Genomic DNA, 25783 nt, shown 5'->3' on the forward strand with positions numbered 1-25783 from the left:
TTCGGCCGGCGAGAACTGTGGGACGGTCGCCTTGAATCGAATGGCATAGCAGGACCGCAGGCAAGCAAGGCAAATGGCGGTATGGGGGGTACGATCGGCGTAGGCGCTAGCTCTTTTGGATATGTGTGGAAAGGCGAGCCGGGCGTGTAGCCTAAGCGGAGGCGCGCAGCTGGGGCTGCGTAGTGGCAAGGGGCAGCCATATGGGGAAAAATCGCAACGTGAGACGTCTTCGCAGGGGTGCGGTATTCAGCCGCGAGACTCTAAATGCCTGAATATCTCCGCGCCCTAATTTATGTTCTGATCATCAGCGCTCCAGCGCTTTATATCGCCGGCAAGGTCGCCGTGCCCCTCATCGGCGAGGTAGAGTTCAGGCTTTGGCGCAATTGCTGGATCATTGCGACTTTTGTCACTTTCCTGTCGCGAAGCTTTTTCGATTTCGCGGTCGCGCTCGCGATCATGAGCATATACATCCATCGAAACTCAAGGCAGCCCCTCCTGCTCTATGTGATCCTGATGTTCGTGGCGCCCTGTGTTTCGGTCGGGGTTGGCATTCCCGGGGTTTTCAATAGGATCATCGATCTTGATCCCCCGCGGCTGCTGGCGATCACCATCCTGATGCCGCTCGCTATCGAGCTTTGGAGAGAGCACGACAACCGGGAGCTTCGCGGCCCGGATGTCCTGGTCATTGTCTTCTTCGGCTATATATCGATCCTCGCCCTACGTCTGGGGGACATCAATTCCATTCTGCGCGTCGTACCCGGCTATTTTCTCGACATCCTGCTTCCTTACTTCGTCTTTAGCCGGTCGTTGCGCTCGGCGTCGGAGATAAATCAAGTCCTGCTTGCTTTCGTGGTCTCTGCGTTGCCGCTTGCCGCGGTCGGATTTTTCGAGATCTGGAGAAGCTGGCGGATCTACTATGTGGTGGTGCAGGAGTGGGATGTGGTGCTGATCACCATCTATCTTTTCCGCGACGGCTTTCTGCGTGCCGCCACCACATCGGTGGAGTCCATTGCCTTTGGCTTCCTGTGCATGACGGCGGGCGGCTGCCTTCTGGCGCTGCGAACGCCGAAATCGTTGGGGATCTGGCGATATGCAGCACTCGGCGTGCTGGTGATCGGGCTTCTGTCCAGTGTCTCGCGCGGCCCCTGGCTCGGCTTCGCACTCTGCGTGATGATGCTGGTGATGACCAATCTGCGGGTCTCGGTCAAGCTGCTCGTCTGGACGATCCCGGCCGTCACTGCCCTGACATTTCTGCATCCGTCATTCATCGACCGCTTCACCAACCTGCTCCCATTTGTCGGTTCAGCGGATCGGGGCAGCGAGACCTATCGCTCCAGGCTTTTCGAAAACTCCATGATCGTCATCGAACGTTACCCGTTCTTCGGGTCGGACACTTTCGTGCGCGAGCCGGAAATGCAGACCATGATCCAGGGGCAAGGCATCGTGGATGTGGTGAACACCTATCTGCAGATTTCACTCCATTATGGATTGATCGGTCTGCTGTTGTTCGTGATGTTCTTCGGCATGCTTGGCATCAAGCTCGGTACTTTGTTCTGGACGAGCAAGTCGGATATCGTCAGCTACGAAGGCGTGCTCGCGCTCCTGGCTGCGATGCTCTTCACCATCGCGACCACCAGCAGCGTATCGATCATCCCGTATATCTATTGGCCTTTCTCGGGTCTCTGCGCAGCACTTCTGGCACGCGGCGCCGGCATTGAGTGGGAGGTTTATCCGAAGGTCAGAGGGAGGATGAAAAGCTTGGGAACCGGCCAGGCGCACCCGACCATTCCGTCTCGCGACGGGGCTCGGAAAATGCGTGTTCTGGGGTCGAGCCGGTAAAGGCGAGAACCGCGACGGTGCCCTTTTGGTAGCAGGCACTATTTATATTCGATGATCCGTTGCCGGCGGTTGATCAGCCGGTTTACATGAAACTGAGCGATGCCCTGCATTTCGGGAAACTTGCCCAGGACATCGAATGCGGCGAAGAGCCATCTATTGCCCGGTTTGGGCATCTTCCTGAGTGCCAGACGCAAGATCTGAAGCGGATAGACCAGCAGAAGCGTAAGCGCCGCCGGATGAAAAGCCGTGCCGGCGATTGCGGCGAGCGGCAGCAGACCGCCCCAGAAAACCGCGCGCCGGAGATTTCTCGTCCATATCCGGGATGGTGATGTCCGGTGGAGATGGAACACCTGCGCATAGGCATGCCCGCAGCGGACGCTTCTCCGCCACCATTGGCTCAGCCGGCTTATATCCGCATCGTGGCGTGTCATTTCGGACGGCAGGCGCCATATCTTCCAGCCCTTCTCGCGCAGGCGGATACAAAGCTCCGGCTCCTCTCCCGCGATCAGCCAGTCGGAGTAGCCGCCGAAATCCTTCAGCACCGACGCTCTGATGAGGATATCACCACCGCATGCCGGGACTTCGCCGGGCGGGCCGTCCCATTCACGGTCACATATTGCGTTGAAGACCGTCCGATCCGGATACCGTTCACGTCGCCGCCCGAAGACCACCGCAACATCCTTGCGCATGACCAGAAAGGTTGCAGCCGTCGCGATCCATTTGGCGTCGAGTTCGCAGTCTCCGTCCAGGAACTGTATAAAGGCCGTATCCGGCCAGCGCTGCATGACAACATCGAAACCCGCGTTGCGCGCGCGCGCCGCCGTGAACGGAATTGTCATGTCCAGGGGGACAACCTCCGCGCACAGTTTGGCGGCCGCCTCGACGCTTCCATCCGATGAGCCGGAATCCACATAGATCGTGCGCTCACGAAGGGTCTTGAGCGAGTTGAGGCAGTCGATGAGGCGCTGTCCCTCGTTGCGTCCGATCACCACGACGCAGACATCCGCCCCGAGCCCCGAATAGCCTCGCTGCAACAGGATATCCGTGTCCATATGTGCGTATCCCCGGCCGTTGTTTTTGGCGGTATTCATCCGTCGCGATCTCAGTCCGCAAACGGGATAAGCCCGTATACTGTCTGTAGAATTTCGGTTCGTTGCTGTAAATTTACCTCTTTGGTGGAAGCCGGTGCCACGACCTTAAGCTCTTTGTCGCACTGAGCCCTCGAAGCCCTTTTTGCTATACCGGATTGGGATGGAATTGCCGGCGACCGGCAAACATGAAGGGACGCTTGTGGAATGCGGATTGCGTATTTCACCAACCAGTATCCGGCGCCGAGCCACACGTTCATACGGCGCGAAATCATAGCGCTGGAGGCAAGGGGGCATCGGGTAGAAAGATATGCCGTGCGTCCCTTTCGCGGCGCATTGAAGGATCCGGACGATATCGGGGAAGCCCGACGCACCCGTCATATCTTGCGGACCCCGGTGATAGGGGCCTTCGTAAGCGTCGCTCGCCAATTGTTTGGCCGCCCGAGACCCTCTTTGAAAGCATTGGGAAGCACGTTCCGGTTCGCGAGGACGTCCGGAGGGCATTACCTGCGCCACCTCGTCTATTTCCTCGAAGCGATGATCCTGGCCGATTGGTGCCGTAGGGATGAGATCGATCACCTGCATGTGCATTTCGGCACCAACCCTGCAACCGTCGCAACGTTGGCAAATCAGATCGGCGGCGTGAAGTTCAGTTTCACCGTCCACGGGCCGGAGGAGTTCGACCGGCCTGAAACGCTGGGGCTTTGCGACAAGATCAGGGCGTCGTCATTCGTCGTGGCTGTCAGCTCCTATGGCCGCAGCCAGTTGCTGCGCTGGGCTGACCTTGGAGATTGGCGCAAGGTCGAGGTCGTTCATTGCGGCATCGACCAGCGCTATCTGAGCGAGGATGTGGAGCTGCACGGCGCTGATCCGCGCCTTGTCTGCATCGCGCGGCTGTCCGAGCAGAAAGGCCATCTCCTTCTGCTTCAGGCGGCTGCAAACCTGCGGGCAGAGGGGATGCGCTTTGAGCTTGTCCTTGTCGGCGATGGCCCGTTGCGGGCCGAAATTGGCCATGAAATCGAACGGCTCGATCTCGGCGACACCGTCGTCCTGACGGGCACGATCTCGCAGGACGATGTGCGCAGCGAAATTCTTCGCGCCAAGGCTCTGGTTCTGCCAAGCTTCGCGGAAGGCTTGCCCGTCGTGCTGATGGAAAGCATGGCGCTGAAGTGCCCGGTCATCTCGACCTATATCGCCGGCATCCCAGAACTCGTTCAACCGGACAACGGCTGGCTCGTCCCGGCGGGGGACCTTGAAGCGCTGACCGGCGCCATGCGGCAGGCGTTGTTTGCAAGCGATGTCGAGTTGTTCCGCAAAGGCGAGGCGGGGCGGCGCCGGACGCTCGAACGGCACGACATCAACAGATCGGCGGCGGCGCTGGAGATATTGATGGCCCGACCGGGAATAGCCTGAGCCGGTTTGTTACTTGGGAAAATTTGGTCAGACCCTGCGAAACGGGCCTGAGTGATGGATGAAATCCTGCAGCAAATGCGGCGGTCCGCTGGAGGTCTTGCCTTCGGCAAGAAGGCGGATGCGCCAGGCGATGTGTCCGCAAAGCCAGGCAAGGTCCATGAGAACCGAATAGGTGGCTCCGTGATGCTTGAGATGGTAGCGCCGCCGGGACTCGAACCAGTAAGCCGGCCGCCTGGATGGTTTGACATGCCGTGTCACGCCGGTCGATTGGCCCACCAGGTGGATGATGCGGCTTTGCGGCACGTGCCAGCAGGACCATCCGGCGCGCGCCGCCCGAATACAGAAGTCGACTTCCTCGTAATAGAGGAAATATCCTTCGTCGAGCGTGCCGATCTGGTCGAGGACCTCGGTCCTGACCATCATGCTGGCCCCGGATACCCAGTCGATCGGGCTCGGCTCCCTCGGCATGTCGGGGGCGATACGCCAACGCCCGAGCAGCCGCGTGACCGGCCCCAGCTTGGCCTCGCCCTCGAATTCGTTCGCAATCGAGGGAAAGCGAAAAGCGCAGGCTTGGCCTCTCCCGTCCGGATGTTCCAGGCGGCTGCCGGCAATGCCGGCGTCAGGCTTGCCGTCCATGAACTCCACCAGACGCGTGATGCTGCCGGGGCGAGCAATGGTATCGGGATTGAGGAGCAGGACATAGTCCGGGCGGCCGAAGTTCGCCATGGCATATTCGATGCCGCGATTGTTGGCGTAGGCAAAACCGCCATTCGTCTCCAGCGGGAGGCATGCCACGTTCGTCCAGCGGTTCTCCCTGATGGCGGCCGAGATCAGTTCGGCCGAGCGATCGCCGGATCCCCCCTCGACGGCAACGATCCGCGCCCCGTCCGGTACGGTCCCGGGGACGCTCAGAGACGCCAGACAATCAATGACCAGATCGGCCGTCCGGTAGTTGACGATGACGACGACCAGTTTCAGCCGAGAGGCATCGTCTTGCCGGGTAAGTTCGACATCCATCAAAGGCCGTGCCTCTTCGTCTTGTTCAAGACCACCTGCATGCTTTTCTCGGAGCCGAGATAGCTCCGGCAGATCTCCAGTTCGGGAAGCTTTGACTTACCGATCGCGAGCACGATCACGGCAGTGTCCGACATGTCGACGAACGGGATCACCTCGTCCGAACTCAACATCGGCGGCAGATCGAAGAGAACGATTGTCGGTTTCAGCAGCTGGCGCGCGAATTCGACCTGCGCCGTCATGCGTGCCAGGTCGGCGGGCAGCGGAATTTTTCCCGCTCCCCAGGCCGCGCGCAGCAGATGGCTGCGAAGACCCCGGATATCCACCGTCGTCAGCCACCCGCGGATCGGGTCCTCGACCGGCGGTTTGGCCGATAGTCCGAGTATATTGCCTATCGAGGGATTCCGGGAGTTCGCATCCACCAGCAAGACATTGGCTCCGGGCACGCGGGCGAAGCTGAGTGCCAGGTTGACCGCGGTTACGGTCGTGCCGCAGCCGATCGTGGGGGCGGTTACGGAAATCACCCGCGTCTCTCGGTCTTTGTGTTCGTTCAGCAGCTGGTTTCGCAGGACGTCGTAGGAGTGCGCCATCGGACTGTCGCTGTCGAAGGCGATGATGCGATTGGAATAAAGAAAGGTGGGAGAGACTGGCGAGATGTCCAGCAGCGGCGGACATTCCTCGTGGGCATGGTATCCATTGAGGTAACCGGTGTTCAGATCGGTGAGACCGGCGCCATCCAACCGATCCGGCATTCTGCTTCGAGATGTAATGTTCTTGATGATTTCCATGAAATTCGTGCCTTGTCCCATCGATACGATTTTCAACTAAAGGCGGCTCGGACGCACCCGAATGACGTCACCCTCCCGCAAATGGACTTGGGTCCATGAATGCGGAATTGCGGAATGCCTTGGCTATGCGCCGCTTCGGCTTCCATCGTGGAATGACGACAAGTGTTTCTCCCGCCAGAGCGTGGCTGAGATCAAACGTGCCGCGAATGGTTCGGTCAAACAGATGTGCGGCATAAATCCCCGCCGCCGCTGCCATAGCCGCTGCGGCGCAAGCCATAGCTGCCAGCTGGAGCCGCCGCGGTCCCGAAGACGCTCTGGCAACTTCCGGTTCCTCGACCACCTCGATCTGCTGGGCGGCATCGCCTTCCTCCAGTCGCTCGCCAAGACGCGCGGCATCGAGCTTGGTCTGCATCTCGTCCATGTTTCGCTGCAGCGAGACCTTCTCGGCCTCGTTCGCCTCGATCTGCGCGCCGACTTCAGGAGCGTGAGAGATGAGCTCCCGCAGCTGGGCAATGCGCTCGACGATAGCTTTCCTTTGCACGACATTCTGTTCCTGTCGCGGCTTTGCCATGGCGATACGTTCGGCGATCAGCATGAGCTCGGGCGGAAGCGTCTTGATTTCTTCGGGCGTCGGCATGTTTGCCGATGCACCGCGCGGTGCCGGTGCAACCTGCGCCCGCATCTCCTCAAGACGTTGCTTCATGGCCCGAATCTGCGGATGCGTGTCCGAATAAATCACGGATTTGACTGCAAAATCACGTTCGAGCTCGGCGAGCTGTGCGTGAAAACGGGTGCCCTCAACCGTCTGTCCGACGCCCATGCGCAACTGGGCTTCGTAGATCCCGACCTCTTCATTCAGGGTAATGGTCGCCCGATCCAGTGTCGCGAGTTCCACTTCCTTTGCCTGAAGCTCAATCAGCAAGGTCGGGATTCGCGTCGGGTGGGATTCCTTGTTTTCTTCGAGATATCTGGTCCATACGCCTTCCCTCTCGCGAAAACGTTGGGTGACGCTATTGGCTTCCTGGGTCAGGAACTTCGTCGCTTCCGAGGCCCGAGCCGTGCGGATGCGCCGGTTTTCTTCGATGATCTGCGAAACCAGGTCCGAAACAACATTCGCGGAAATGACGGGATCGTCATATTTGAACCCAATCCTGACAGAGGCATTGCTTGCAATGCGGTCGGCACCGTCGGTTACCGATATCTGGAGGGTGATCTGGTTGCGTATCAAACCTGCAAAATTGTTCTTGGTCAAATTCTGCGTCAGATTTGGGAAGAGACTGTACTTGTCAGCCAACGCCAGCAGGTTATTGCGCGATAATACGCGTTGTTCGATGAATTGCAGGCGGTCGTTCGACACGGTCGGCGATACGAGCGTCGCAGGTATCTGCTGGAATTCCATCAACAGCAGAGCCTCAGAGTAGTAGCTCCGGGGCATGGTATAGATGAAATAGGCACCCATCATGACGGTAATCAATCCGGGTATGATGGCGTATAAAGGTTTGGCGAGTGCGATTTCGATAAAATAGAGGATATTGCGTCCCAACTCGTTGATCATGCTGTCGCCTCACGCTTCGCGTACGAGATACTGGTGGTCATCACGAAGTCTCCTCATCGAGCCGCCGTCGTCGTCACTTCAGAGGAGGAGCGGTTCTCGGCTCTGGCCAGTGGCTGAGTCGCTTCCGCATCCCCGGACTTGTCTGGATCACTGTAGACGACCCGCAGCAGGTCACCCGGCAGGATCGGGGTCATCTCGGTTGCGGCGAACTCCCGTGTTTCACCGTTGGTGGTCCGTACGATGTGATAGCCGAGCACCCGCCGCTCTCTTTGCTGGCTTGAGGCGGCGCTCTGGCCATAGATCGTCATGATGCGCGTGCTATCGGCAAGCCGCGATGCGGCGTCTTCCTGTTCGCTGCGGGCTGCATTGAGCTCGACCAGCAATTGGGTCCTTTGCGCCTGGCGCGCGCTATCATAACGGGCAATCTCCGCCATTTTCACCCGCTCGGCGACCGCGATTTCAGATGTCATTCGGCTGATCTGTCCCTCAAGTTCGGCAATCGTGCCTTCCTGGACCATCTGCTGGGAGCCTTCAGTCACACCCTTGGCGACAAGCCCGCTGATGCTCTGGAGGCGACGCCTGGCAAGCTCGAGGCGTTTCGTCATGGTGTCGGCCTGCTCCTGCATCGCGAGACTGTTTCGCTCCGAGAGTTCGTTTGCCTGGGCCTGGGCTTTTTCCTCCATCGTGCGCGCTTCCGTCCGGGCGTTCAGGAGCGATTGTTCCTGGGCAAGAGCCGGATCGGCGGCAAGGGCTTCGGCCGTGCCGATGGATTTTTCTCCACGCATTTCCGCCTCCAGGCGGATGATGCGCGCCCGCAGCTCCTGCAGACGCTTTTGGGAGTGTTCGACTTCGCGTTTTACCACCACGGACCGGTCCTGATCGGCGGCCAGCAATGCCGCACGATAAACTCCACCGGCAACGCTGATACCATGAAGGACGGTCATGTTGGCGCGATACGGGTACGCACCGGGTGTGGCGACCTCGCCGAGGACATAGATCAACTGTGGGTTCTGGCCGTTGGGGCGCAGCATGATCGTAAGATTGGGACGGTCGTTGAAATAAGCCTTGAGGCGATCGAGAAGCTGCGCCTCCAGTTCCGAGAGGGAAAGCCCGGCGCTCTGAATGTGGCCGGCAAGCGGGAACGACAGCCATCCGTCCGGAGCAATGACGGCCTCTCGGGTAAGGTCAGGCTCCTGGGCGATCCATACCTGTAGTGTATCGCCCGGTTGCAGGCGATAGGTTGTCGTCTGGGCTGCCACGTCCCCAAATGTCAGGCAGAGCAAAAGCCCCGCGAGACTCGTTATCCCACGCATCCATAGACCCCCGATGATTGGTAACCCCTTCCCATCCAACTGGGATAAGAAGATTTATAGTACGGCGGCGTTCGGCACCTGCAAACAAGGCACAAAGAGGTACGTGTCCGATCCTTGAGCCTAACTCGAACGGATGAGTTTCAGGCGATCCGTCCCCTTTAGGATAAGGCCATCCACCGTCAAGAAAGCTTGTGAAACGGCGACCCGGCCCTAACCATGATCCTCCGACGTTCACCCGATGAACGCCTGCGGTGCCGGCCTGTTCGTGGCTCCATCATACGAGTGCCGCAGCCGACAAGATCGCGCAGCGCGCCAAGATCGGGCGGCATCGGAACAAGGAGGGGTGATGGGTCGTCGAATAGGTTTCTTCATACCGGAATTTCCAGGCCAGACCCATATCTTCCTGTGGCGTGAACACGAGGCCCTGTCCGAGCTCGGCATCGAGGCCCAATTCGTTTCGACGGCCCATCCTCCAAGGGCGATTGCTTCGCATGCCTGGGCGGACGAAGCCCGCCGGGAGACCGAATATCTTCTGCCGCTTGGTTTCGGCGGGGCGCTTGCCGCAATGAAGGAGATCCTTCGTGCCGGTCCGCGCAGGATCGGCCGGAGCCTGGCCGCTGTCTTCGGCGCGGAAATCAAGTCTCCCGTCGGTCGATTGCGGATGCTCGCCATCCTGTTGGTTGCCGGCAAGCTCGTCCGGCTCGCCCGACGCGGAGAGTGGTCTCACATTCATGTCCATTCCTGCGCAGACGCGGCGAATGTCGCAGCGTTGGCCTCGCTTTTGTCCGGCATACCCTACAGCCTTACGCTTCACGGCCCGACGCTTGAGGGCTACGGCCCCAATCAGCGGCAGAAATGGAAGAATGCCGCCTTTGCGACGGTGATATCAAAGCGGCTGTTCAACGACATCGATGTGAAACTCAATGGCACGAAACCGTCCCGGATTGCGATTGCGCCGATGGGCGTGGATCTGGAGCAGATCCGCAGGAGCCGCCCCTACAGTCCATGGAAACCCGGGGAGCCCTGCCGGATCTTTACCTGCGGCAGGCTCAATCCGGTGAAAGGGCATGATCTTCTGCTTCAAACCGTCGAAATCCTGCGAAGACGCGATATCGATGTCCACCTGCAGATTGCCGGCGAAGATGAACAGGGTGGCAGCGGCTATCGCAGGACCCTGGAAGCCCTGATCGCGGAGAAGAAGCTTGCCGGCTGTGTCGAGCTTCTGGGAGCGGTCTCCGAAACCCGGGTGCGACAGGGGCTGGAGGACGCGCACATCTTCGTGCTCGCCAGCCTCAACGAGGGGATTTCGGTCGCCATCATGGAGGCGATGGCGATGGAGATGCCGGTGATCGTCACCGATGTCGGTGGAAACAGCGAACTCGTCGACCATGGCGTGGACGCCATGCTGGTCCAGGCGCAGCGTCCGGAGGAGATGGCTGTCGCCATCGAAAGAGTATTGCTGAACGGCGATCTCTCGCTTCGGTTGAGGCAGGCGTCACGGGCGAAGATCGCCGCGAAGTTCCACCATCGCATCAGCGCGCAGGCGATCGCCTCACTCCTGGAGCATGAGGAAACGACGGTTGTCTGATACTCCGAAATGAGTAGGCCGATAGCCCAAAGACTACGGCGAAACCATTGGCCGCTATGCGATTATCCTGCTGGGGGCGATGGTTTAAAGGCATGGAGCCTCCCCGTTTGAAGCGCCGATTGAAGGCTTGCGAGGATGGTTGATTGATATCGTTTCTGCCGATCATGCACTCTTTGAGAAAGGCCGCCCGGATGCCTGTTCCGGATATCGAGGCGGTTGCATGCGAACGCTGGACGATCGCTCCGCAAACCAGACGCTTCGTCCGCCCGGCGAAATTTCTTCCGCACCATCTCGATCGCATCAAGGGCGCCGAATTCGGTTCCGTCGCCGAGGTCCTGAAGGGTTTCAGGGGGAATTACGAAACCACCCAGGAGGCAACGCTCGGTTACCGGCTCAAGAATATCGACCTGATCGACGGTGTACTCTATGGGCAGAGATCATCGAGGAGCCTCAGGCCGCGCAGCCGCCGGCTGCCGGTCTACGTGCCCCCCAAGCAATCGACCAGCGGTGCCTTGTTCGAGAGCTGGGTCGGTAACCGCTGGTTCGGCAACTGGCTTTCGGATGACTGCCTGACCTATCCGCTGGCGGACGAATATGAAACGCCGGTGACGACGCGGCCGATCAAATGGGGCCACGAGCCGCAATATGCGCAAAAGCTCGGCCTCAAGCCGATCCATATCAGCGACATCCATTTCGACGAGGTCATCCTCTTCAGGGACAAGGGGCAGAACGAGGGCAAGAAGAAACGCGCCGATCGGGCTCGTGAAAAGCTTCTGGCGTCGGTGCCGCCTTTTCCCGTCCATCCGGGCGTCTTCATCCTGCGGGGAAACAGGGGAGACAGCCGGTTGTTGTCGAACGAGACCGAGATCGCCGAACAGTTCGCATTAAAATACGGATTCCGGATCATCGATCCGGCGGCTTCGTCGGTTGACGAGATTATCCACGCCTGCGCCGGAGCGCGGGTCGTCGCCGGCGTCGAAGGCAGCCATCTGGTCCACGGCCTGACGGTCATGCCGCCGGATTCGACCCTCTTCGTCATCCAGCCTGCAGACAGGGTGGTTTCAGCTCTCAAGGTCATCACCGATCGCCAGGGACAGGGCTATGCTTTCGTCGTCGGTGAGGGAACCTGCGAAAGCTTCAGGGTCGAATGGGGCGATATCGACCGCACATTGGAGATGGTGTTCGCATGACGTCACGGCTTCGTTTTCTCTATCCTCAATCCAATGCGATGCAGGACCACGATAGTGAGGCATCTGCGCGGACGCCTCCCATCTCGCTTCGCGAATTGGTGCGGAAGGATTACCAGCGCCATGGGAGGACGATCCTCAATGCCGGTTTCATCTCGCTGCTGGTTTATCGCTTCGGCCGATGGGCGGGCAGCCGTCGAAACTACGTGGCCAAGCGGCTCGCCCAGAAGGTCTACGGCGCGATCAACATGGTCGTTTCGACGGTTACGCGCGTATGGATCCCCGCGGAGGTGACACTTGGCGAAGGTTTTCACATCATTCACGTGGAGGGGTCGATATCGATCCATCCGGATACCGTGATCGGAAAACGATGCGGCATCATGCACAATGTTACGATCGGCACGAACATGAGCGCCGGCGCGCCGAAGATCGGCGACGACGTCTTTATTGGCGTGAATTCGACCATTCTCGGCGATATCCGGATCGGCGACCGGGTGCGGATCGGAGCCAATACGGCCGTCTCCACCGACGTGCCGTCGGATTCGATCGTTGTCGGCTCGCCCGCCAAGATTTACCCGCGCCTCGGCCCGTTTTCGAGCGAACACACCAAGACCGATGCCAGTCCCTGATCCACTCACCCGTTGGAGGAGTTTGCCATGAACGCGTTAACCACCAACTTTTATCAGCTTCTGGCCGACAATCTCGGCGCAAGGCCGGGCAAGCCGGCGATCATCGATGGTCATCGCGCAGCGAGCTATGCCGCCGTCGGGGCCGACGTGGATCGACTGGCGGGTTACCTTCAAAGCCGGAATATCCGGCCGGGCGACCGGGTGATCGTGCATCTGCGCAAGAGCCTCGCGGAGGTCACCGCCATGTTCGCCATCGCCAAGGTCGGTGGGGTGATCGTCAACGTCAACACGCAATGGACGGTCGAGCAGCTCGAATATGTGGCCAATGACTGCGGCGCACGCCTGATGATCGTCGAACCGAGGGTCGCCGAGGCTCTTGCCGCGCGTAAGCTGCCCGACACTGTCGACAATGTTCTGGTCAAAGGCAAATTGTCGGCCGAGACCGTATTCGATATCTGGGATCACCTTCCGGAAGATCTTTCGGGCGACGAGATCGCGCGCCTCGATACGGAACTTGCGATGATCATCTACACGTCCGGTTCGACAGGCATGCCGAAGGGCGTGATGCTGACCCATCGCAACATCGTTGCCGGCGCCCGATCGGTATCGCGCTATCTGGGCCTGAGGGAAGACGACAGGTTGCTCAGCGTCCTGCCCTATAGCTTCGACTATGGCCTGAACCAGCTGACGACGATGATGCTGATGGGCGGTACCGTCGTGCACCAGGCGGTGCCGATGGCCACCGAAATCGTCCTGGCGATGCAGCGGCATCGGGTGACCGGCGTCGCCGCCGTGCCACCGCTCTGGAGCCAGATCGTGCGGTTGCTGAAGGAGAATCCCGTGGAATTTCCGGCGCTCCGGCGGATCACCAATTCCGGCGGCAAGATTTCGCTCAACATCCTGGAGCAGATACCCAGGGTCTTCCCGGACGCGGATGTCTATTTGATGTACGGGCTGACGGAAGCCTTCCGCTCGACCTATCTCTCGCCGCAGAAGTTTACCCGCAAGATGGGAGCGATCGGTCAGGCGATCCCCGGCGCCGAAGTCTATGTCATCAAGCATGGCGAGGGCATCGCCCATCCCGGTGAGCAGGGTGAACTCGTTCATCGCGGCCCACTGGTGAGCCTCGGATATTGGGGTAAGCCGGAGGTGACGGAACAGAAGATCAGGCCGTGCCCCGAGCTCTGGCACCTGATCGGCGACGAACCGGTCGTCTATAGCGGCGATATCGTCCGGATCGATGCCGATGGTGACCTCTGGTTCATCGGCCGCAACGACGCGATGATCAAGACCAGCGGCTTCCGCATCAGTCCGGATGAGATCGAGGATCTCGTCTGCCGCAGCGGTGCGGTGGCGGAGGCGGTTGCCTTCGGCGTCGAAGACGAGGAACTGGGGCAGACCGTGCATGTGGCGATAACGCCAATCGGCGAGTTCGATGAAGAAGCCCTGCTGCGCTACTGCAGGCGCGCGATGCCATCCTACATGGTGCCGCGTCAGTTCCATGTCTGGCCGGAAAGCATGCCTCGGACGTCGAGCGGCAAGCTGGCGCGGCCGGATGTGGTGCGCCTTTGCCGCGAGTTGATGCACGGTGGGGACGTTCCCTTGAGCGCGCCTCCGCCGGCAGCCCAGATCAAAGTGACCGAAAAAAGGGAGAACTTGCAATGAGCCTTACCCATGGGAAGTTGATTGGTTATCTGCGGGATTCCCTGAATATCGCCCATGCCGACAGCGAGAGCGAACTCTTCTCCTCGGGCCTGCTCGATTCCGTTTCGATGGTGAACCTGCTGGCCTTTGTCGAACAATCGACCGGCCTTGCCATTCGCGCCGAGGACGTCACGCTGGAAAATTTCGATACGCCCGCCCGGATCATCCGTTTTGCCGAAGCCAGCGCCTGATGAACCACTACCCGGCGCTCGATGTCTGGCTGCAGAGTGCGGCGGCATCATTCGGAACCCCGTCCTATGTTTATCTCGCGCCGGCAATCGAAAGCCGCGCAGCGCTCCTGAGGCAAGCCTTCGGGGGCCGGTTTGCGCTGAGCTTTGCCGCGAAGAGCAATCCCAATCCGGCCTTGCTTTCCCTGATCAGGCAACAGGCGGAATATCTCGACGTCTCCTCGATCGGCGAATTCAGGACTGCGATTGCGGTGGGATGGGAGGCCGAGCGCATCAGCTTCACAGGCCCCGGAAAACGGCAGTTCGAAATCCGGGAGGCGATCGAAGGCGGCATTGGCGAACTGATCCTGGAATCGGTGCGCGAGGCGGTGGTTGCGAATGCGGTTGCCGGCGAGTTGGGACGTGTGCAGCATGTCCTGATACGCATCGCGCCGACCACGGTTCCCAAAGGGTTCGGCGATCAGATGGCCGGCCGGCCGTCAGCCTTCGGTATAGATTGGGAGGATGTCGCAAGAGACATCCCTGAGATTGCAGCTCTGCCCCATCTCAAGATCGTTGGACTGCACATCTATTCCGGCACGCAATGTCTGAAGCCCGAGGCGATCTGCGAGAACTATCGCAACTTCATCGGCATTTTCCGGGAGATTTGCGAAGCTTATATTCCGCGGCCGGAAAAGCTGGTGTTCGGTTCCGGGCTTGGAATTCCCTATCATGACGGCGATCTGCCGCTCGACTTGTCCACTGTCGTTGCCGACATCGCGCCGGACCTCGACGGTCTGAAGGCACTGCCGCAATTTGCCGATACCCGACTGGTGCTCGAACTCGGGCGATACCTCGTGGGCGAGGCCGGATATTTTCTGACGCGCGTGGTCTCGGTCAAGGAATCGCGCGGCGTGCGGATTGGCATCTGCGACGGCGGCATGAACAATCATCTGCCGGCCTCCGGCCATTTCGGAATGGTGATGCATCGGAACTATACGATGCACAAGGTTGGGGGGCAGGGTGAGCCGGAGAAAGTCAATCTCGTCGGCCCGCTTTGTACCTCGATCGACCGGCTCGCCGTCGGGGTGATGCTTCCGCGGATCGAAGAGGGTGATCTCGTCGCCGTGCATAACAGCGGCGCTTATGGGCTGACGGCAAGCCCGATCCATTTCATCAGCCACGCGCCGCCCCGCGAGATACTCATAGAGGCCGCCGGGATGCGAGATGTCACCCACATTCCGGCGCTGCCATCGGCTTAGAACCTTCCAACCTCACAGTAAATCTCAATAGGCCTTGCCGAAATCGCAGACCTCGATCGCGGTGCGGACGATGATCTTCATGTCCAGCCAGAACGACCAGTTGTTGATGTACCAGAGGTCGTGGAATATCCGCTCTTCCATCTTTTCGATATTTGGCGTCTCGCCGCGGCAATTGTTGACCTGGGCCCAACCTGTAAGGCCGGGTTTGACATGCCGTCTGAAGGCATATTTGGCGATCTGGGCGTCATAGAGTTCATCATGCGCGAGCGCATGCGGGCGGGGGCCGACGATCGACATTTCGCCTCGAAGGACGTTCCAGAATTGCGGCAACTCGTCGATGCTCGCGGCGCGGATGATGGCCCCGACCCTCGTGACGCGAGGATCGTTCCGGGTTGCCTGGCGCACATCATCTGAGTCTTCCATGACGGTCATGCTGCGGAATTTCAGGATTCGGAACGAGCGGCCGCCATATCCTTTGCGGACCTGCCTGAACAGAACGGGACCTTTGGAATCGCATTTGATGGCGATCGCAACGACGAGCAACAGCGGAAACAGCGAAAGGATGGCCGTCAGCGAAAAGAGGATGTCGAATGCACGTTTGGTCCCGCGTTCATAAAGGCTCAACGGTGGCCGCTGCGTCTGGAACGCGGTCATGCTGCCGATCTTGCGGGCCGGGGCGCTGGTGAGCCGGCCGACGACACCATCGAAAATGACATTCACCGGCAAGGCGGAGCGCCTGAGTTCCCCGAGGTAGAATTCGAGATTGGAGACGTTCGGATCCCGCCAGACGATGAATACTTCATCTATGCTGCCGGTCTCGCTCTGCCTCAGTCTCTGAAGGGCGTTTGCGGGCAGCAGATTTTCATCCGACAGGCGTATGATCTGCGCGAGGGCCATGCCGCTCGCGGCAGCCTCATGCTGCCAATGGTCGGTAGAAAACTCCTCGTGGCAGATCAGCAGTATCCGCTTCATCTTGAAGGAAGCCGCAGCTGCCGCCGACGGCAGATACCAGTGCCAGAACAGTCGGCTACAGATCAGCCCACATAGAGAGATGACAGCGGTCATCAAGATCGCCCCGCGCGAGAAGGTCGTGCCGATCTTCAGGAAGAAGATTACTGTCAGCAGGAACGCCAGGGCGCTGGGGATCAGAATGCAGATGAGCCGGATTTGCGGCCTCAGGAGCTGGATGTTCTCCGGGCTGTAGGCCTGAGCGCTGTGCATGGCGAGCACAAAGATCGTCGATAGAACCAGGCCGATCCCGATAAAGAGCGAGGGATCGGGGGCTGACCCGAAAACCACATATTGATAGCCCGTGAAGCCGACGCCGGCTGCTCCGAGAAGATAGAGGAAGTCCGCCGCGGCAGCCACATAGGCTATAACATGATACTCCAGACCTCCGCGTTGAGGCTTCTGCTCATATGATATGAAGTCAGTTCCTATTTTTGGCTCGAACGGTGTGAACATCGTTAAAATACCCCTACCAGCGATACGAGTATAGCCGAGGAGAGGGTAGGCACAATGTATCCTACCTACCTCCTAAGAGTGATCTCCCTATTACCTACTTTTGTTGCTGGGCCGATTGAATACAATCGTTTCGCTATAAGGTCGAACTTGCCTTTGGAATTTTATGGACGATTCTGTTTTCCTTTAAGGATAACGTATACATCGATTTATATTTCGAATGGGAAGGCAGAACTACCTTGTTCTGCTAGCAAAATGGGGTGTTGGAAACCATTGGAATGCTGGGCTCAGCCGCCGAAGGGGTCTCGTCGGCTGAAGGCTTAACGGCCACAGCCCTTGTATTGAGTTGGGGGTGTGGATGGAGTTTGAATGGGATGTTGCCATCGTCGGCGCCGGAATGGGCGGGGCGGCTATGGGATACGCGTTGGCAGCAGCTGGGCATCGCGTAGTTTTCATCGAAAAGGGCCTGGCTCAATTTTCGCAGGATGAAGATGATGACCCTGATAGTCTGGACGAAGCGAAACGCCTGAGAAATGGCCGGTGGCCGCAGCAGATTTCCGGCACGGTCGATACCCATCCCGTGCGCTTCTTTCCTGCACTCGGTTGTGGTGTTGGCGGTTCGACGCTCATCTATGCAGCGGCGCTCGAACGTCTTTCGCCAAGCGACTTCAAGATCGTCGATAAGTCCGGCCTGCCGGCCTGGCCGATCAATTACGACAATCTCGAACCCTTTTATCGCAAGGCGGAGCGTCTTCTGCACGTGCGTGGCAGCCAGGACCCGCTGCAGCCGCGATCGGATGTCATTGAGCCTCCCGCCATGACGCGATGCGACCAGCACTTTTTCGACTCCGCGCAGTCGAATGGCATGCATCCCTATCGCGTTCACACGGCTTGTCGGTACATCGACGGGTGTGGCCAATGCGGCGGCTTCATCTGTCACAAATCCTGCAAGCAGGATGCACGGCGGGCATTCATCGAACCGGCGCTCGCGACGGGCAATGCGACGATCATCGATCAATGCAACGTGGAAAAAGTCTCGGCCGATGACGAGGCGGTCAAGCAACTGTCCTGCCGGAGGAATGGAAAGGAGCTGGCGATCGTCGCAAAGCTCTATGTTCTCGCCGCCGGTGCGCTTTCAACGCCCTTGCTGCTCCTCAATTCCACCAACGAGTTCTGGCCCAACGGCCTTGCAAACACGTCTGATCTCGTGGGACGCAACCTGATGTTCCACGCGTCCGACTTCTTTGCGGTCTGGCCGCGTGGCAGAACCCGTGTTTCCGAGCCAGGAAAGTCGATCGGTCTTCGCGATTTCTATGAGTATCAGGGCCTTAAGCTGGGTGTCATCCAATCCACGGGATTGACCGCGACCGCCAGCAACGTGCTTCACTTCCTGAAATCCCTGATCGACCAGCATGGCTGGATCTGGCTGAAGCCGCTCAAGCCTCTGATGCGGATCCCGGCGATGATCGGTGCTCTCATCTCCGGCAATGCAACGATATTCACTTCTATTCTCGAGGATCTGCCCTATCCCGAAAACCGCGTGAAGCCCGATCCGAAAGAGCCCGGCAGCATCTATTTCGAATACACGGTTCACAACGAGTTGCGGCAACGCATGCAGGCGTTCCGTGAACTGTATCGAAAGGCATTCAAGCGGCACCGGATGATGATGTTCGGTTCCGAAGTCAATCTCAACTACGGCCACGCCTGTGGGACGTGCCGTTTCGGGCCGGATCCCTCCACTGCCGTATTGGATGTCAACAACCGCGCGCATGACCTGGACAACCTTTATGTGGTCGATGCATCGTTCTTCCCGACCAGCGGAGGGGCCAATCCAAGCCTGACGGTTGCGGCAAATGCCTTGCGTGTCGGAGAGCATATCGCTCAGAAATTGTCCGCGACAAAGGAGAGCCGATCACAGGCTGACCTTGCCGCGGACCCCGTATCCTGACCCAGGCCCTCCGAAGGGGCTGCGCCCTTACCGGACCGCCGATCAGTGAACCCTGTTTCGGTCGGTTCTGATCCAGGCCGCTCCGCCGATTTCGAGGATATGGCGCGGATAGAGCCTCAGCTTCCTGAAGATATATGCCGGAACGTCTGCCAGTGTATGCAGGGGAAGCGTGCGCCTGCCATGGCGCCACCATGCCATCGAAAGCGCGGTGTCGAATGCCAGGATGCTGATGGCCGAGACCACCAGCGGCGAGATCGCAATTCCGGCGGTGGCAAGAAGAACTGCCGGACACAATGCGAGCAGCAGAAGCGCTGCCAGCAATGTCAACGGCGGTATCAGTGCGTCGACGACCAGTGCCAGATAGGCACGGTTCCGGAAGGTGTTGATGTCGAGCAGAGTGGAGAGAAGGAAGGCCGTCAGTGCGAAGCGGCCTGCATCCCATCGGGAAGACTGTGTTTCGAGACCCTTCTTCGAATAGGGAAACCTGCTGCTGACCGCTGCGGCATCACAGAAAAGCGGAGCATAGCCGGCTTTCGCAAGGTCCAGTCCAAGTTTCATATCTTCAACCAGATTGCCGTTCGCAAGCGAAGCGTCCCGCAGAATGGCCCAGGGGAATGCCATCCCTGATCCGGTCAATTGCGCGGGAAGCCCGAGTTTCGCCAAGCCCAGAAGCCTGATCCGGTTTTTGAGAAGGAAAGCGAATTCGGACACGGCAAGATTGATGCTTGCGTCCGGCGGAGCGACCATCAGGTAGCGGGATTGCACAGGTCTGTTCGTTGCTGCGGCCATATGGGCGAGATTGTCGAGCGCTCCCGGTTCCAGCCAGCAATCGGCATCGACGACGATGACGACATCCGGCGGCAGCAGGCTGAGATACCTGACGCCGGCATCGAGCGCGTATCCCTTGCCGCGGCGGACCGGATCATACCGTACAATGACATCTGCGCCCGCTTCGCGCGCCAGCGACGCGGTGAGATCGTTGCAATTGTCCGCCACGACGATCAGCCGGTCGCCCTCGCGCATCTGGCTTTGAATGCTCCGCAGGGTATCGACAATCTGGAGTTCTTCGTTATGTGCCGGAACAAGAACCGCGACTTGCGGCCGCCGCCCGTTCTGACGTCGCGGCGCCCCCCGCCCGCGGATGCTTCCGGCAAGACATTCGATCGTGAAGAAGACAGTTGGAATGAAAACAACAACGGACAATAGTAACGCTGCAGAGCTCAGTATGTCCTGTAGCATGATTTCACCCCTTCGACATGGCGTCTCAAGTGGTCAATCATAGCGGCAGGGCGGAGCGTTCTAAGCTGACCACGCTACACCGTTCGAGTGAGCGCGGGCTCATCCTATTTTGGGGCAGGTAGAGCCACCTCGAGCGTGTCTACGCCCATTTGATGCCAAGTGGGTCAATTGAAGCCGGATATTTGCGGCCAATACGATTCCATCATGCAATTATTGAATGAATGCAGCTGGTTACGTGCAAAACACGGCGGCTGATCGTTGGCCTTCTGCCTCACAATGACACTGACTGGAAAGAGGTTGTCCATGGCGCCGCCATTGATGCCCTGCCGGATGAAGTGCGGCACCAAACGAGGCCGGCAGACGCCAAATCCCGGGCGCGCCGTTTGATCTGCTGAGCGCTTTCAGCGGATGATCATGCCGGCGACGACATATCCTTCGCGCAGCCGGATCTGCCCCACAAGCCGGTCACCGGTCTTGAAGGGCGGGACGTCGATCTCGAAATAGGCGGCGAAGTGCCCATCCGCCAGGTTCAGCTCGATGCGAATGGCCTCGAAGCCGAATATGGTTCGCGTCAGGCCGTACTGGCACTTGTAGGTGCATTCTTTGGCACTGAAGATCGCTTTCACCAACTGGCCCCGAATGCCCCATCGTTGTCGATTGAGCCACTGCCGCTCGCGGGGCGTACAGATTTCCTGTGCATAGGTATCGTCGAGCGGCGACGCTTCCTCCAGATCGAGGCCGAGCGCCTTGATGCCGTCCGAATGGCGGCCGATGGCTGCGACGCAGCGGGTGGTGGAGTGACTGATGCTGCCGGCGATACCGTCCGGCCAGATCGGGGCGCGGTCCGATCCCACCGGTATGGCCATGTGCGGCAGGCCCAGATGGGCCATGGCCTGCCTGGCGCAGGCGCGCCCGGCGGTGAACTCCTGCTGCCGGCTCTTCACCGCATTGACGATGGCGCTTCTCTCTTCGGGATAAAGCTTCGAGACATCGCCGAGAAGGTCGGACTCGGCGACCGAAACGGAAGGGTCGAATAGGCCCTCTAGCAGCATCGGCTAGACCTTCGTCTCCACGCGGACCAGCGTCGGTCGCCGTTCCATCGCGTTGCGGCGCAAGGCGGCGCGCTCGGACGCCCGGCTCAACTGGATCTCGGCTTTCCCCTTGCCGGAAATATGGTCCGCAAGAAGAGCGACAGTCGGGAAACGGAAGAGGTCGGTGATCGTCAGATCCGGTGCCAGCTTCGCCTTCATCTCGCGATGGACCTGGACCGCCAATAGCGAATGCCCCCCAAGCGCGAAGAAGTTGTCGAATATGCCGACCTTGTCGATACCAAGCGCGCGGGCGAATACCTCGCTGATGTCCCGCTGGAGATTGCTGGATGGCTCGATGAACGTCGCCGGCGGCGCCTGGACCTTTTCCATCGGGGCCGGCAGCTTGTTGCGGTCCACCTTGGCGTTGGGTGTCAGAGGGAACGCCTCCATCGTCACGAAATGCGATGGTATCATCGCATCGGGCAGAGCCTCGGCGACATAAGCCCGCAGCTCCTGTTCGCAGATGGTGGTACCGTCGGTGCGGATATAGGCCACCAGGCGCACGTCGCCGGGATTGTCCTTGCGCGCGACCACGACGGCTTCGCGGATGCCGGCGAATGTGCCGATCCGCGCCTCGATCTCGCCGAGCTCGATGCGATGGCCGCGGATCTTGACCTGATGATCGGTGCGGCCGAGGAAATGCAGGACGCCGTTCCGGTCGAAGCGTGCAAGGTCGCCGGTCCGATAGATCCGGCCCTCCATGAACGGGTTGGGCAGGAAGCGTTCGCGGGTGAGCTGTTCGCGGTTGTGATATCCGCGGGCAACGCCGTCGCCACCGATATAAAGTTCGCCGACATCGCCGGGTGGCACCGGATTGTTGGCGTTGTCGAGCACATAGAGCTGGGTGTTGGCGATCGGATGGCCGATCGGCACGACGCCCGTCGATGGGCCGGCCGTGAAGGTCGAAGACCAGATCGTCGTTTCCGTCGGGCCATACATGTTCTCGATCGTCGCATCGGTGACGGTTCGCAAGGCTGCAAGAAGCGAGCCCTGCAGCGCCTCGCCGCCCAGGAAGAGATGCCGGACGTCGCTCAGAGCGGCGCGATCCTCGTCGATCATCATGAACATGCGGGCCATCGAGGGCGTGCATTGGAGATGAGTGACGCGGTGTTTGCGGATCTCCTCGGCAAAACCGTCTCCGGTTTCTTCGCTGACGGGGTTCTTGCTCGTCTTGACCACTTCGGCCAGCAGTGGAAGTCTTTCCAGGACGATATCGTCGGCCAGGCCGAAATCGATGAGGCAGGCAATGTCGTCGACGCCGGCCGCCTTGACCTGATCCAGCCTTTCCAGCGCATCCTCGATCGTGCCGAACAAGCCGCTGTCTTCGAAATAGCGCAGGAACGCGAATTCCAGGATGGCATCCATCTCGTCTGGCGCGAGCGACTGGAGGTCGATATCCATCGGCTGGGCGATGCCCTGCGGTTTCTTGAATGCCGGAAACGCCCAGGCGTATTGCTTGATGAGGGCAGCCGCGCTGCGCAGGTATTCCTTCATCGGGCCGCGTGCCAGATCCCGCACCTCGTTGCGGTCTTCACCGATCAGCGTATGCAGCATCAACGTGACTTTATAATCAGCCGGATCGCGGCCGGTTTCGGCAAGCGTCTGCCTGTAGATGCGGATCTTTTCCGCAAGTTCGTCGACCGACTGGCCGAGCAAGTGGGTCAGCACGTTGGCGCCGAGCCGAGCGGCTTCCCGATAGCTTTCCGGATTGCCGGCGGTGGTCAGCCAGACAGGGAGTTCCTTCTGGACCGGCCGCGGCTGGGTCACGACCGCGACTGTGCCGGTGCCGAAGTCGAAATCGACGCTCTCGCCGCGCCACAATTTGCGGACGACCTCGATATCGCGGGTCAGGCTCGCCTTGTTCTTCGGCGGCGCGTTTTCCGGCCGGAGCACGAAGTCTTCGGGCATCCAGCCGGAGGCGAAGGCGAGGGCGACGCGACCGTTGCTGAGATTGTCGATAATCGCCCATTCCTCGGCGACACGCGCGGGATGATGAAGCGGCAGAACGCAGCTGCCAGCCCGGATCGAAAGGTTCTTGGTGACCGCGGCGACGGCTGCGCCGGTGACCGCCGGGTTCGGATAGGGACCACCGAACGCGTGGAAATGGCGCTCCGGCGTCCAGACGGAATCGAAGCCGTTCGCATCGGCAAATTTCGCGCCTTCGATCAGCAGCCGATATTTGTCCGGACCGGATCCGCCGTCATTACCCCAGTAGAAGAGGCCGAAATCCAGATTGGTACCTCTCCCGGCGGAAGACATGCCCTTCGCCTTGGCCTCGATGACTTCCGACGAATGGACGACGACCTTGAAGCCGCGGGCAAGCGTCCAGAAGAGTTCGAGAACCGAGATATCGAAGGAAAGGCTGGTGACCGCCAGCCAGACATTGCGACGATCCGCGGTGTTCGGCACCCGTTCGTCCATGCCGGCGAAAAAATTCACGACGTTGCGATGCTCCAGCATCACGCCCTTCGGAAGGCCGGTGGAGCCCGACGTATAGATGACATAGGCGAGGTTGGCGGAAGTCACGTCGCTTGTTGGCCGGTCCGCTGTAGCCTGATTTCTCAGGATATCCTCGACACACAGGAAGTTGGTACCATCGAGCGTCTCGGATTTTGCCAGCCGCCGCTCCGTCAGGACCAGTTTGGCACCGCTGTCCTTGATCATGAACGCAAGGCGATCGGCCGGGAAATGCGGGTCGAGCGGAATATAGGCTCCGCCCGCCTTCATGATCGCAAGCGCGCCGACGACCAGGTCGAGCGAACGTGGCAGGTAGAGGCCGACGGTGACGTCCGGGCCGACGCCCTGGCTCACGAGCGCCTGTGCGATGCGGTTCGCCCGCTCGTCCATTTCGCGATAGGAGAGGGAGCGGCCGTGGAATGCCAGAGCTTCCGCATCCGGTGTCCGATCGACCTGCCGCTCGATAAGCTGGTGGACGCAGGCGGCCGTTTCGTATGGGCGCTCTGTCCGGTTCCAGTCGAAGAGGACCATGTTCCTGTCCGCATTCGACATCAGGGGCAGGTCCTGCAGCAGCGTCGTGCGGTCTTCGAAGGCGGAGGCAAGTATCGCAAATGCCGTCGCCAGATCCTGCGCCTGCCGCTCATCAATGCGTGCCCGGTCGTAGATGAGGTCGCCCCCGGTTTCTCCGAGCCGGAAGGTCAGGGCGCAACCATCGATCCCGTCGGCGAGCGCCGGATTGGAAATGTCAGCGACGCCGATCGTCAGCTGGGGCGCTGCAAGGCCGGGATACCTGTCCGCAAGATCGCGGCAATATCCCTGGCGCTCGTCCAGCGCTTTCAACGAACGATCGACATGCCCGAGCAGGTCATCAACCGAGACTTGCCCCGTGGCGTCGATCCGCAGGGGAATGGATTTCGCGAAATAACCGGGATGGCGGGCACCGAGGTCCGCCATCCTGTCGTTGGCATAAGCGAGGTCGAATGTCGGTTGACCGGAAAGACGGATCAGGAAGGCGGCCGTCAGGGCGACGCGCTCCCGCCCGGAAAGCTGTCCGGAAAGGAGCAGCGGGATGCTGCGAATGTCCGGCATTTGGCCGGCTTCGGGTGCTTTCACATAGGGTAGTGCGATATCGGTGCAGGTTTCGAGCGCGCGGCGAAAGAAGCCTTCATGCCGCGCAAGGGCGGAAATTGCCTGCGACAGTGTGTCCTTTTCCAGGCCGTTCATCAGCGGCAGCCGGTCGCCGGGACGCAGCACCGAGGAAAGGGCGATCTGCCTGACGCCATCCTTGCGGACGGCTTCGAGCAGAACCGGCATGTCTGCGGTGCCGACCGTCACGCCATGGGCGCCCACCGACAGGACGAGGCCTGGTTCACCGTTCAGTTCGCCGTCGAGGACGCGAAGGTTCCTGACGGTGAAGACGTGATTGCCGAACCGGACCTTGGGCGTTGCTAGCGGGTTGAGATAGGTCGGGCCGAAATCCAGGCCGCGCACCAGGCGCGAAAGCTCGCTTGCCGAGGCGGTGAAATCGAGCGTGCCAGCGGCCGCGGGGCGCTTGAGTTGTTCGTAGTAGGTGCGGGTTGCGAAATCCTGGCGGCGCGGGTTCAAGGTGCCGCGCTCGATATCGCCGAGCATGTCGGAGAAGGTCGCGATCCCGGCCTCGAAACATTTCGTATTCAGCGTCAGGGCGGTCTCGTCCGCGTCGATCTCGAAACGCTGCTGCACGTAGATATCGCCTTCGTCGATCCCTCCGGTGATCGCGTGCCAGGTGACGCCGTGCCGATTATGGCCCTCGAGGATGGCCCAGGCGGGTGTGTTGAGGCCGGCCATGTCCGGCAGCAAGCCGTCATGGAAATTGGCGGCGCCGATGCGCGCATGCTGCCAAACCGGGTCGGGTACCATTTTCAGATTGGCGATGCTGAAGAGCCAGTCGTAATCGTATCGGGTCAGCTTGCCGGCGTAGTCGCCCTCGGGTGCCATGACCGGAATCTCGTGGGCCTCTGCCCAGTTTCGGACCGATCCGTTCGACGTCGCTATGGCCTG

General features: G+C 60.0%; 18 protein-coding genes. 9 read left to right on the top strand and 9 right to left on the bottom strand.

Annotation, left to right across the window (positions count from 1 at the left end; all coding sequences use genetic code 11):
• The first annotated feature begins 264 nt into the window (after positions 1 to 264).
• On the top strand, positions 265 to 1839 hold the full coding sequence (locus PMI07_RS18775) for an O-antigen ligase family protein (protein WP_007759856.1): 1575 nt from the start codon (positions 265 to 267) through the stop codon (positions 1837 to 1839).
• Between the two features lie 38 nt (positions 1840 to 1877).
• Here PMI07_RS18775 and PMI07_RS18780 read toward each other — a convergent pair whose 3' ends face one another.
• Positions 1878 to 2831 (bottom strand): glycosyltransferase, encoded by a 954-nt coding sequence (locus PMI07_RS18780; protein ID WP_037087621.1) that lies wholly within the window; start codon positions 2829 to 2831, stop codon positions 1878 to 1880.
• A 549-nt stretch (positions 2832 to 3380) separates the two neighbouring features.
• On the opposite strand from PMI07_RS18780, the gene PMI07_RS18785 reads away from it, so the two are divergent.
• Complete coding sequence (locus PMI07_RS18785) at positions 3381 to 4340, top strand: glycosyltransferase family 4 protein (protein ID WP_348626246.1); 960 nt, start codon at positions 3381 to 3383, stop codon at positions 4338 to 4340.
• A 27-nt stretch (positions 4341 to 4367) separates the two neighbouring features.
• Here the strand turns inward: PMI07_RS18785 and PMI07_RS18790 are convergent, their stop codons facing one another.
• From PMI07_RS18790 to PMI07_RS18805, 4 genes are all read right to left on the bottom strand, one after another.
• Positions 4368 to 5357 (bottom strand): glycosyltransferase family 2 protein, encoded by a 990-nt coding sequence (locus tag PMI07_RS18790; RefSeq protein WP_007759859.1) that lies wholly within the window; start codon positions 5355 to 5357, stop codon positions 4368 to 4370.
• Complete coding sequence (locus tag PMI07_RS18795; protein WP_007759860.1) at positions 5357 to 6142, bottom strand: hypothetical protein; 786 nt, start codon at positions 6140 to 6142, stop codon at positions 5357 to 5359. Before PMI07_RS18795 ends, PMI07_RS18790 begins: the two co-directional genes overlap by 1 nt.
• Positions 6143 to 6209: 67 nt before the next feature.
• Complete coding sequence (locus PMI07_RS18800; RefSeq protein WP_007759861.1) at positions 6210 to 7697, bottom strand: hypothetical protein; 1488 nt, start codon at positions 7695 to 7697, stop codon at positions 6210 to 6212.
• A 53-nt stretch (positions 7698 to 7750) separates the two neighbouring features.
• Positions 7751 to 9010 carry a polysaccharide biosynthesis/export family protein gene (locus tag PMI07_RS18805; protein ID WP_024163924.1) on the bottom strand — a complete coding sequence of 420 codons (1260 nt, stop codon included), beginning with the start codon at positions 9008 to 9010 and terminating at the stop codon, positions 7751 to 7753.
• A gap of 346 nt (positions 9011 to 9356) precedes the next feature.
• On the opposite strand from PMI07_RS18805, the gene epsE reads away from it, so the two are divergent.
• From epsE to PMI07_RS18835, 6 genes are all read left to right on the top strand, one after another.
• A complete protein-coding gene (epsE, locus tag PMI07_RS18810) occupies positions 9357 to 10598 on the top strand; it encodes an exopolysaccharide biosynthesis GT4 family glycosyltransferase EpsE (protein ID WP_007753464.1) in 1242 nt (413 codons plus the stop codon).
• Between the two features lie 143 nt (positions 10599 to 10741).
• Entirely contained in the window at positions 10742 to 11788 is a 1047-nt protein-coding gene (locus PMI07_RS18815; RefSeq protein ID WP_037087508.1) for a glycosyltransferase family 61 protein, read from the top strand.
• On the top strand, positions 11785 to 12414 hold the full coding sequence (locus PMI07_RS18820; RefSeq protein WP_007753462.1) for a serine acetyltransferase: 630 nt from the start codon (positions 11785 to 11787) through the stop codon (positions 12412 to 12414). The genes PMI07_RS18815 and PMI07_RS18820 overlap by 4 nt, the downstream gene beginning before the upstream one ends.
• A gap of 27 nt (positions 12415 to 12441) precedes the next feature.
• Complete coding sequence (locus PMI07_RS18825) at positions 12442 to 14079, top strand: AMP-binding protein (protein ID WP_007753461.1); 1638 nt, start codon at positions 12442 to 12444, stop codon at positions 14077 to 14079.
• Entirely contained in the window at positions 14076 to 14309 is a 234-nt protein-coding gene (locus PMI07_RS18830) for a phosphopantetheine-binding protein (RefSeq protein WP_007753459.1), read from the top strand. Before PMI07_RS18825 ends, PMI07_RS18830 begins: the two co-directional genes overlap by 4 nt.
• Positions 14309 to 15547 (top strand): decarboxylase, encoded by a 1239-nt coding sequence (locus PMI07_RS18835; protein ID WP_007753458.1) that lies wholly within the window; start codon positions 14309 to 14311, stop codon positions 15545 to 15547. The genes PMI07_RS18830 and PMI07_RS18835 overlap by 1 nt, the downstream gene beginning before the upstream one ends.
• A 24-nt stretch (positions 15548 to 15571) precedes the next feature.
• Here PMI07_RS18835 and PMI07_RS18840 read toward each other — a convergent pair whose 3' ends face one another.
• Positions 15572 to 16915 carry an exopolysaccharide biosynthesis polyprenyl glycosylphosphotransferase gene (locus tag PMI07_RS18840; RefSeq protein ID WP_245277191.1) on the bottom strand — a complete coding sequence of 448 codons (1344 nt, stop codon included), beginning with the start codon at positions 16913 to 16915 and terminating at the stop codon, positions 15572 to 15574.
• Positions 16916 to 17366: 451 nt separating this feature from the next.
• On the opposite strand from PMI07_RS18840, the gene PMI07_RS18845 reads away from it, so the two are divergent.
• Positions 17367 to 18956 carry a GMC family oxidoreductase gene (locus PMI07_RS18845; protein WP_007753456.1) on the top strand — a complete coding sequence of 530 codons (1590 nt, stop codon included), beginning with the start codon at positions 17367 to 17369 and terminating at the stop codon, positions 18954 to 18956.
• Between the two features lie 42 nt (positions 18957 to 18998).
• Here PMI07_RS18845 and PMI07_RS18850 read toward each other — a convergent pair whose 3' ends face one another.
• The 3 genes from PMI07_RS18850 to PMI07_RS18860 all read right to left on the bottom strand — a co-directional run bounded on the left by PMI07_RS18850 (position 18999) and on the right by PMI07_RS18860 (position 25720).
• Positions 18999 to 20195 (bottom strand): glycosyltransferase family 2 protein, encoded by a 1197-nt coding sequence (locus PMI07_RS18850; RefSeq protein ID WP_007753455.1) that lies wholly within the window; start codon positions 20193 to 20195, stop codon positions 18999 to 19001.
• A gap of 401 nt (positions 20196 to 20596) precedes the next feature.
• Entirely contained in the window at positions 20597 to 21247 is a 651-nt protein-coding gene (locus tag PMI07_RS18855; RefSeq protein ID WP_007753448.1) for a 4'-phosphopantetheinyl transferase superfamily protein, read from the bottom strand.
• A 3-nt stretch (positions 21248 to 21250) separates the two neighbouring features.
• Complete coding sequence (locus PMI07_RS18860) at positions 21251 to 25720, bottom strand: MupA/Atu3671 family FMN-dependent luciferase-like monooxygenase (RefSeq protein WP_007753447.1); 4470 nt, start codon at positions 25718 to 25720, stop codon at positions 21251 to 21253.
• Positions 25721 to 25783 lie beyond the last annotated feature (63 nt).

Source organism: Rhizobium sp. CF080 (genome assembly GCF_000282095.2).
Classification (GTDB): Bacteria; Pseudomonadota; Alphaproteobacteria; order Rhizobiales; family Rhizobiaceae; genus Neorhizobium.

Bases quoted from the DNA above. Each gene is read 5' to 3' on its own strand.
- PMI07_RS18800 (WP_007759861.1), bottom strand. From the start codon at position 7,697: ATGATCAACGAGTTGGGACGCAATATCCTCTATTTTATCGAAATCGCA.
- PMI07_RS18790 (WP_007759859.1), bottom strand. From the start codon at position 5,357: ATGGATGTCGAACTTACCCGGCAAGACGATGCCTCTCGGCTGAAACTG.
- PMI07_RS18835 (WP_007753458.1), top strand. From the start codon at position 14,309: ATGAACCACTACCCGGCGCTCGATGTCTGGCTGCAGAGTGCGGCGGCA.
- PMI07_RS18860 (WP_007753447.1), bottom strand. From the start codon at position 25,720: ATGGCACCCGAGGGCGACTACGCCGGCAAGCTGACCCGATACGATTAC.
- PMI07_RS18830 (WP_007753459.1), top strand. From the start codon at position 14,076: ATGAGCCTTACCCATGGGAAGTTGATTGGTTATCTGCGGGATTCCCTG.
- PMI07_RS18795 (WP_007759860.1), bottom strand. From the start codon at position 6,142: ATGGAAATCATCAAGAACATTACATCTCGAAGCAGAATGCCGGATCGG.
- PMI07_RS18845 (WP_007753456.1), top strand. From the start codon at position 17,367: ATGGAGTTTGAATGGGATGTTGCCATCGTCGGCGCCGGAATGGGCGGG.
- PMI07_RS18855 (WP_007753448.1), bottom strand. From the start codon at position 21,247: ATGCTGCTAGAGGGCCTATTCGACCCTTCCGTTTCGGTCGCCGAGTCC.
- PMI07_RS18820 (WP_007753462.1), top strand. From the start codon at position 11,785: ATGACGTCACGGCTTCGTTTTCTCTATCCTCAATCCAATGCGATGCAG.
- PMI07_RS18775 (WP_007759856.1), top strand. From the start codon at position 265: ATGCCTGAATATCTCCGCGCCCTAATTTATGTTCTGATCATCAGCGCT.
- PMI07_RS18825 (WP_007753461.1), top strand. From the start codon at position 12,442: ATGAACGCGTTAACCACCAACTTTTATCAGCTTCTGGCCGACAATCTC.
- PMI07_RS18850 (WP_007753455.1), bottom strand. From the start codon at position 20,195: ATGCTACAGGACATACTGAGCTCTGCAGCGTTACTATTGTCCGTTGTT.
- PMI07_RS18805 (WP_024163924.1), bottom strand. From the start codon at position 9,010: ATGCGTGGGATAACGAGTCTCGCGGGGCTTTTGCTCTGCCTGACATTT.
- epsE (WP_007753464.1), top strand. From the start codon at position 9,357: ATGGGTCGTCGAATAGGTTTCTTCATACCGGAATTTCCAGGCCAGACC.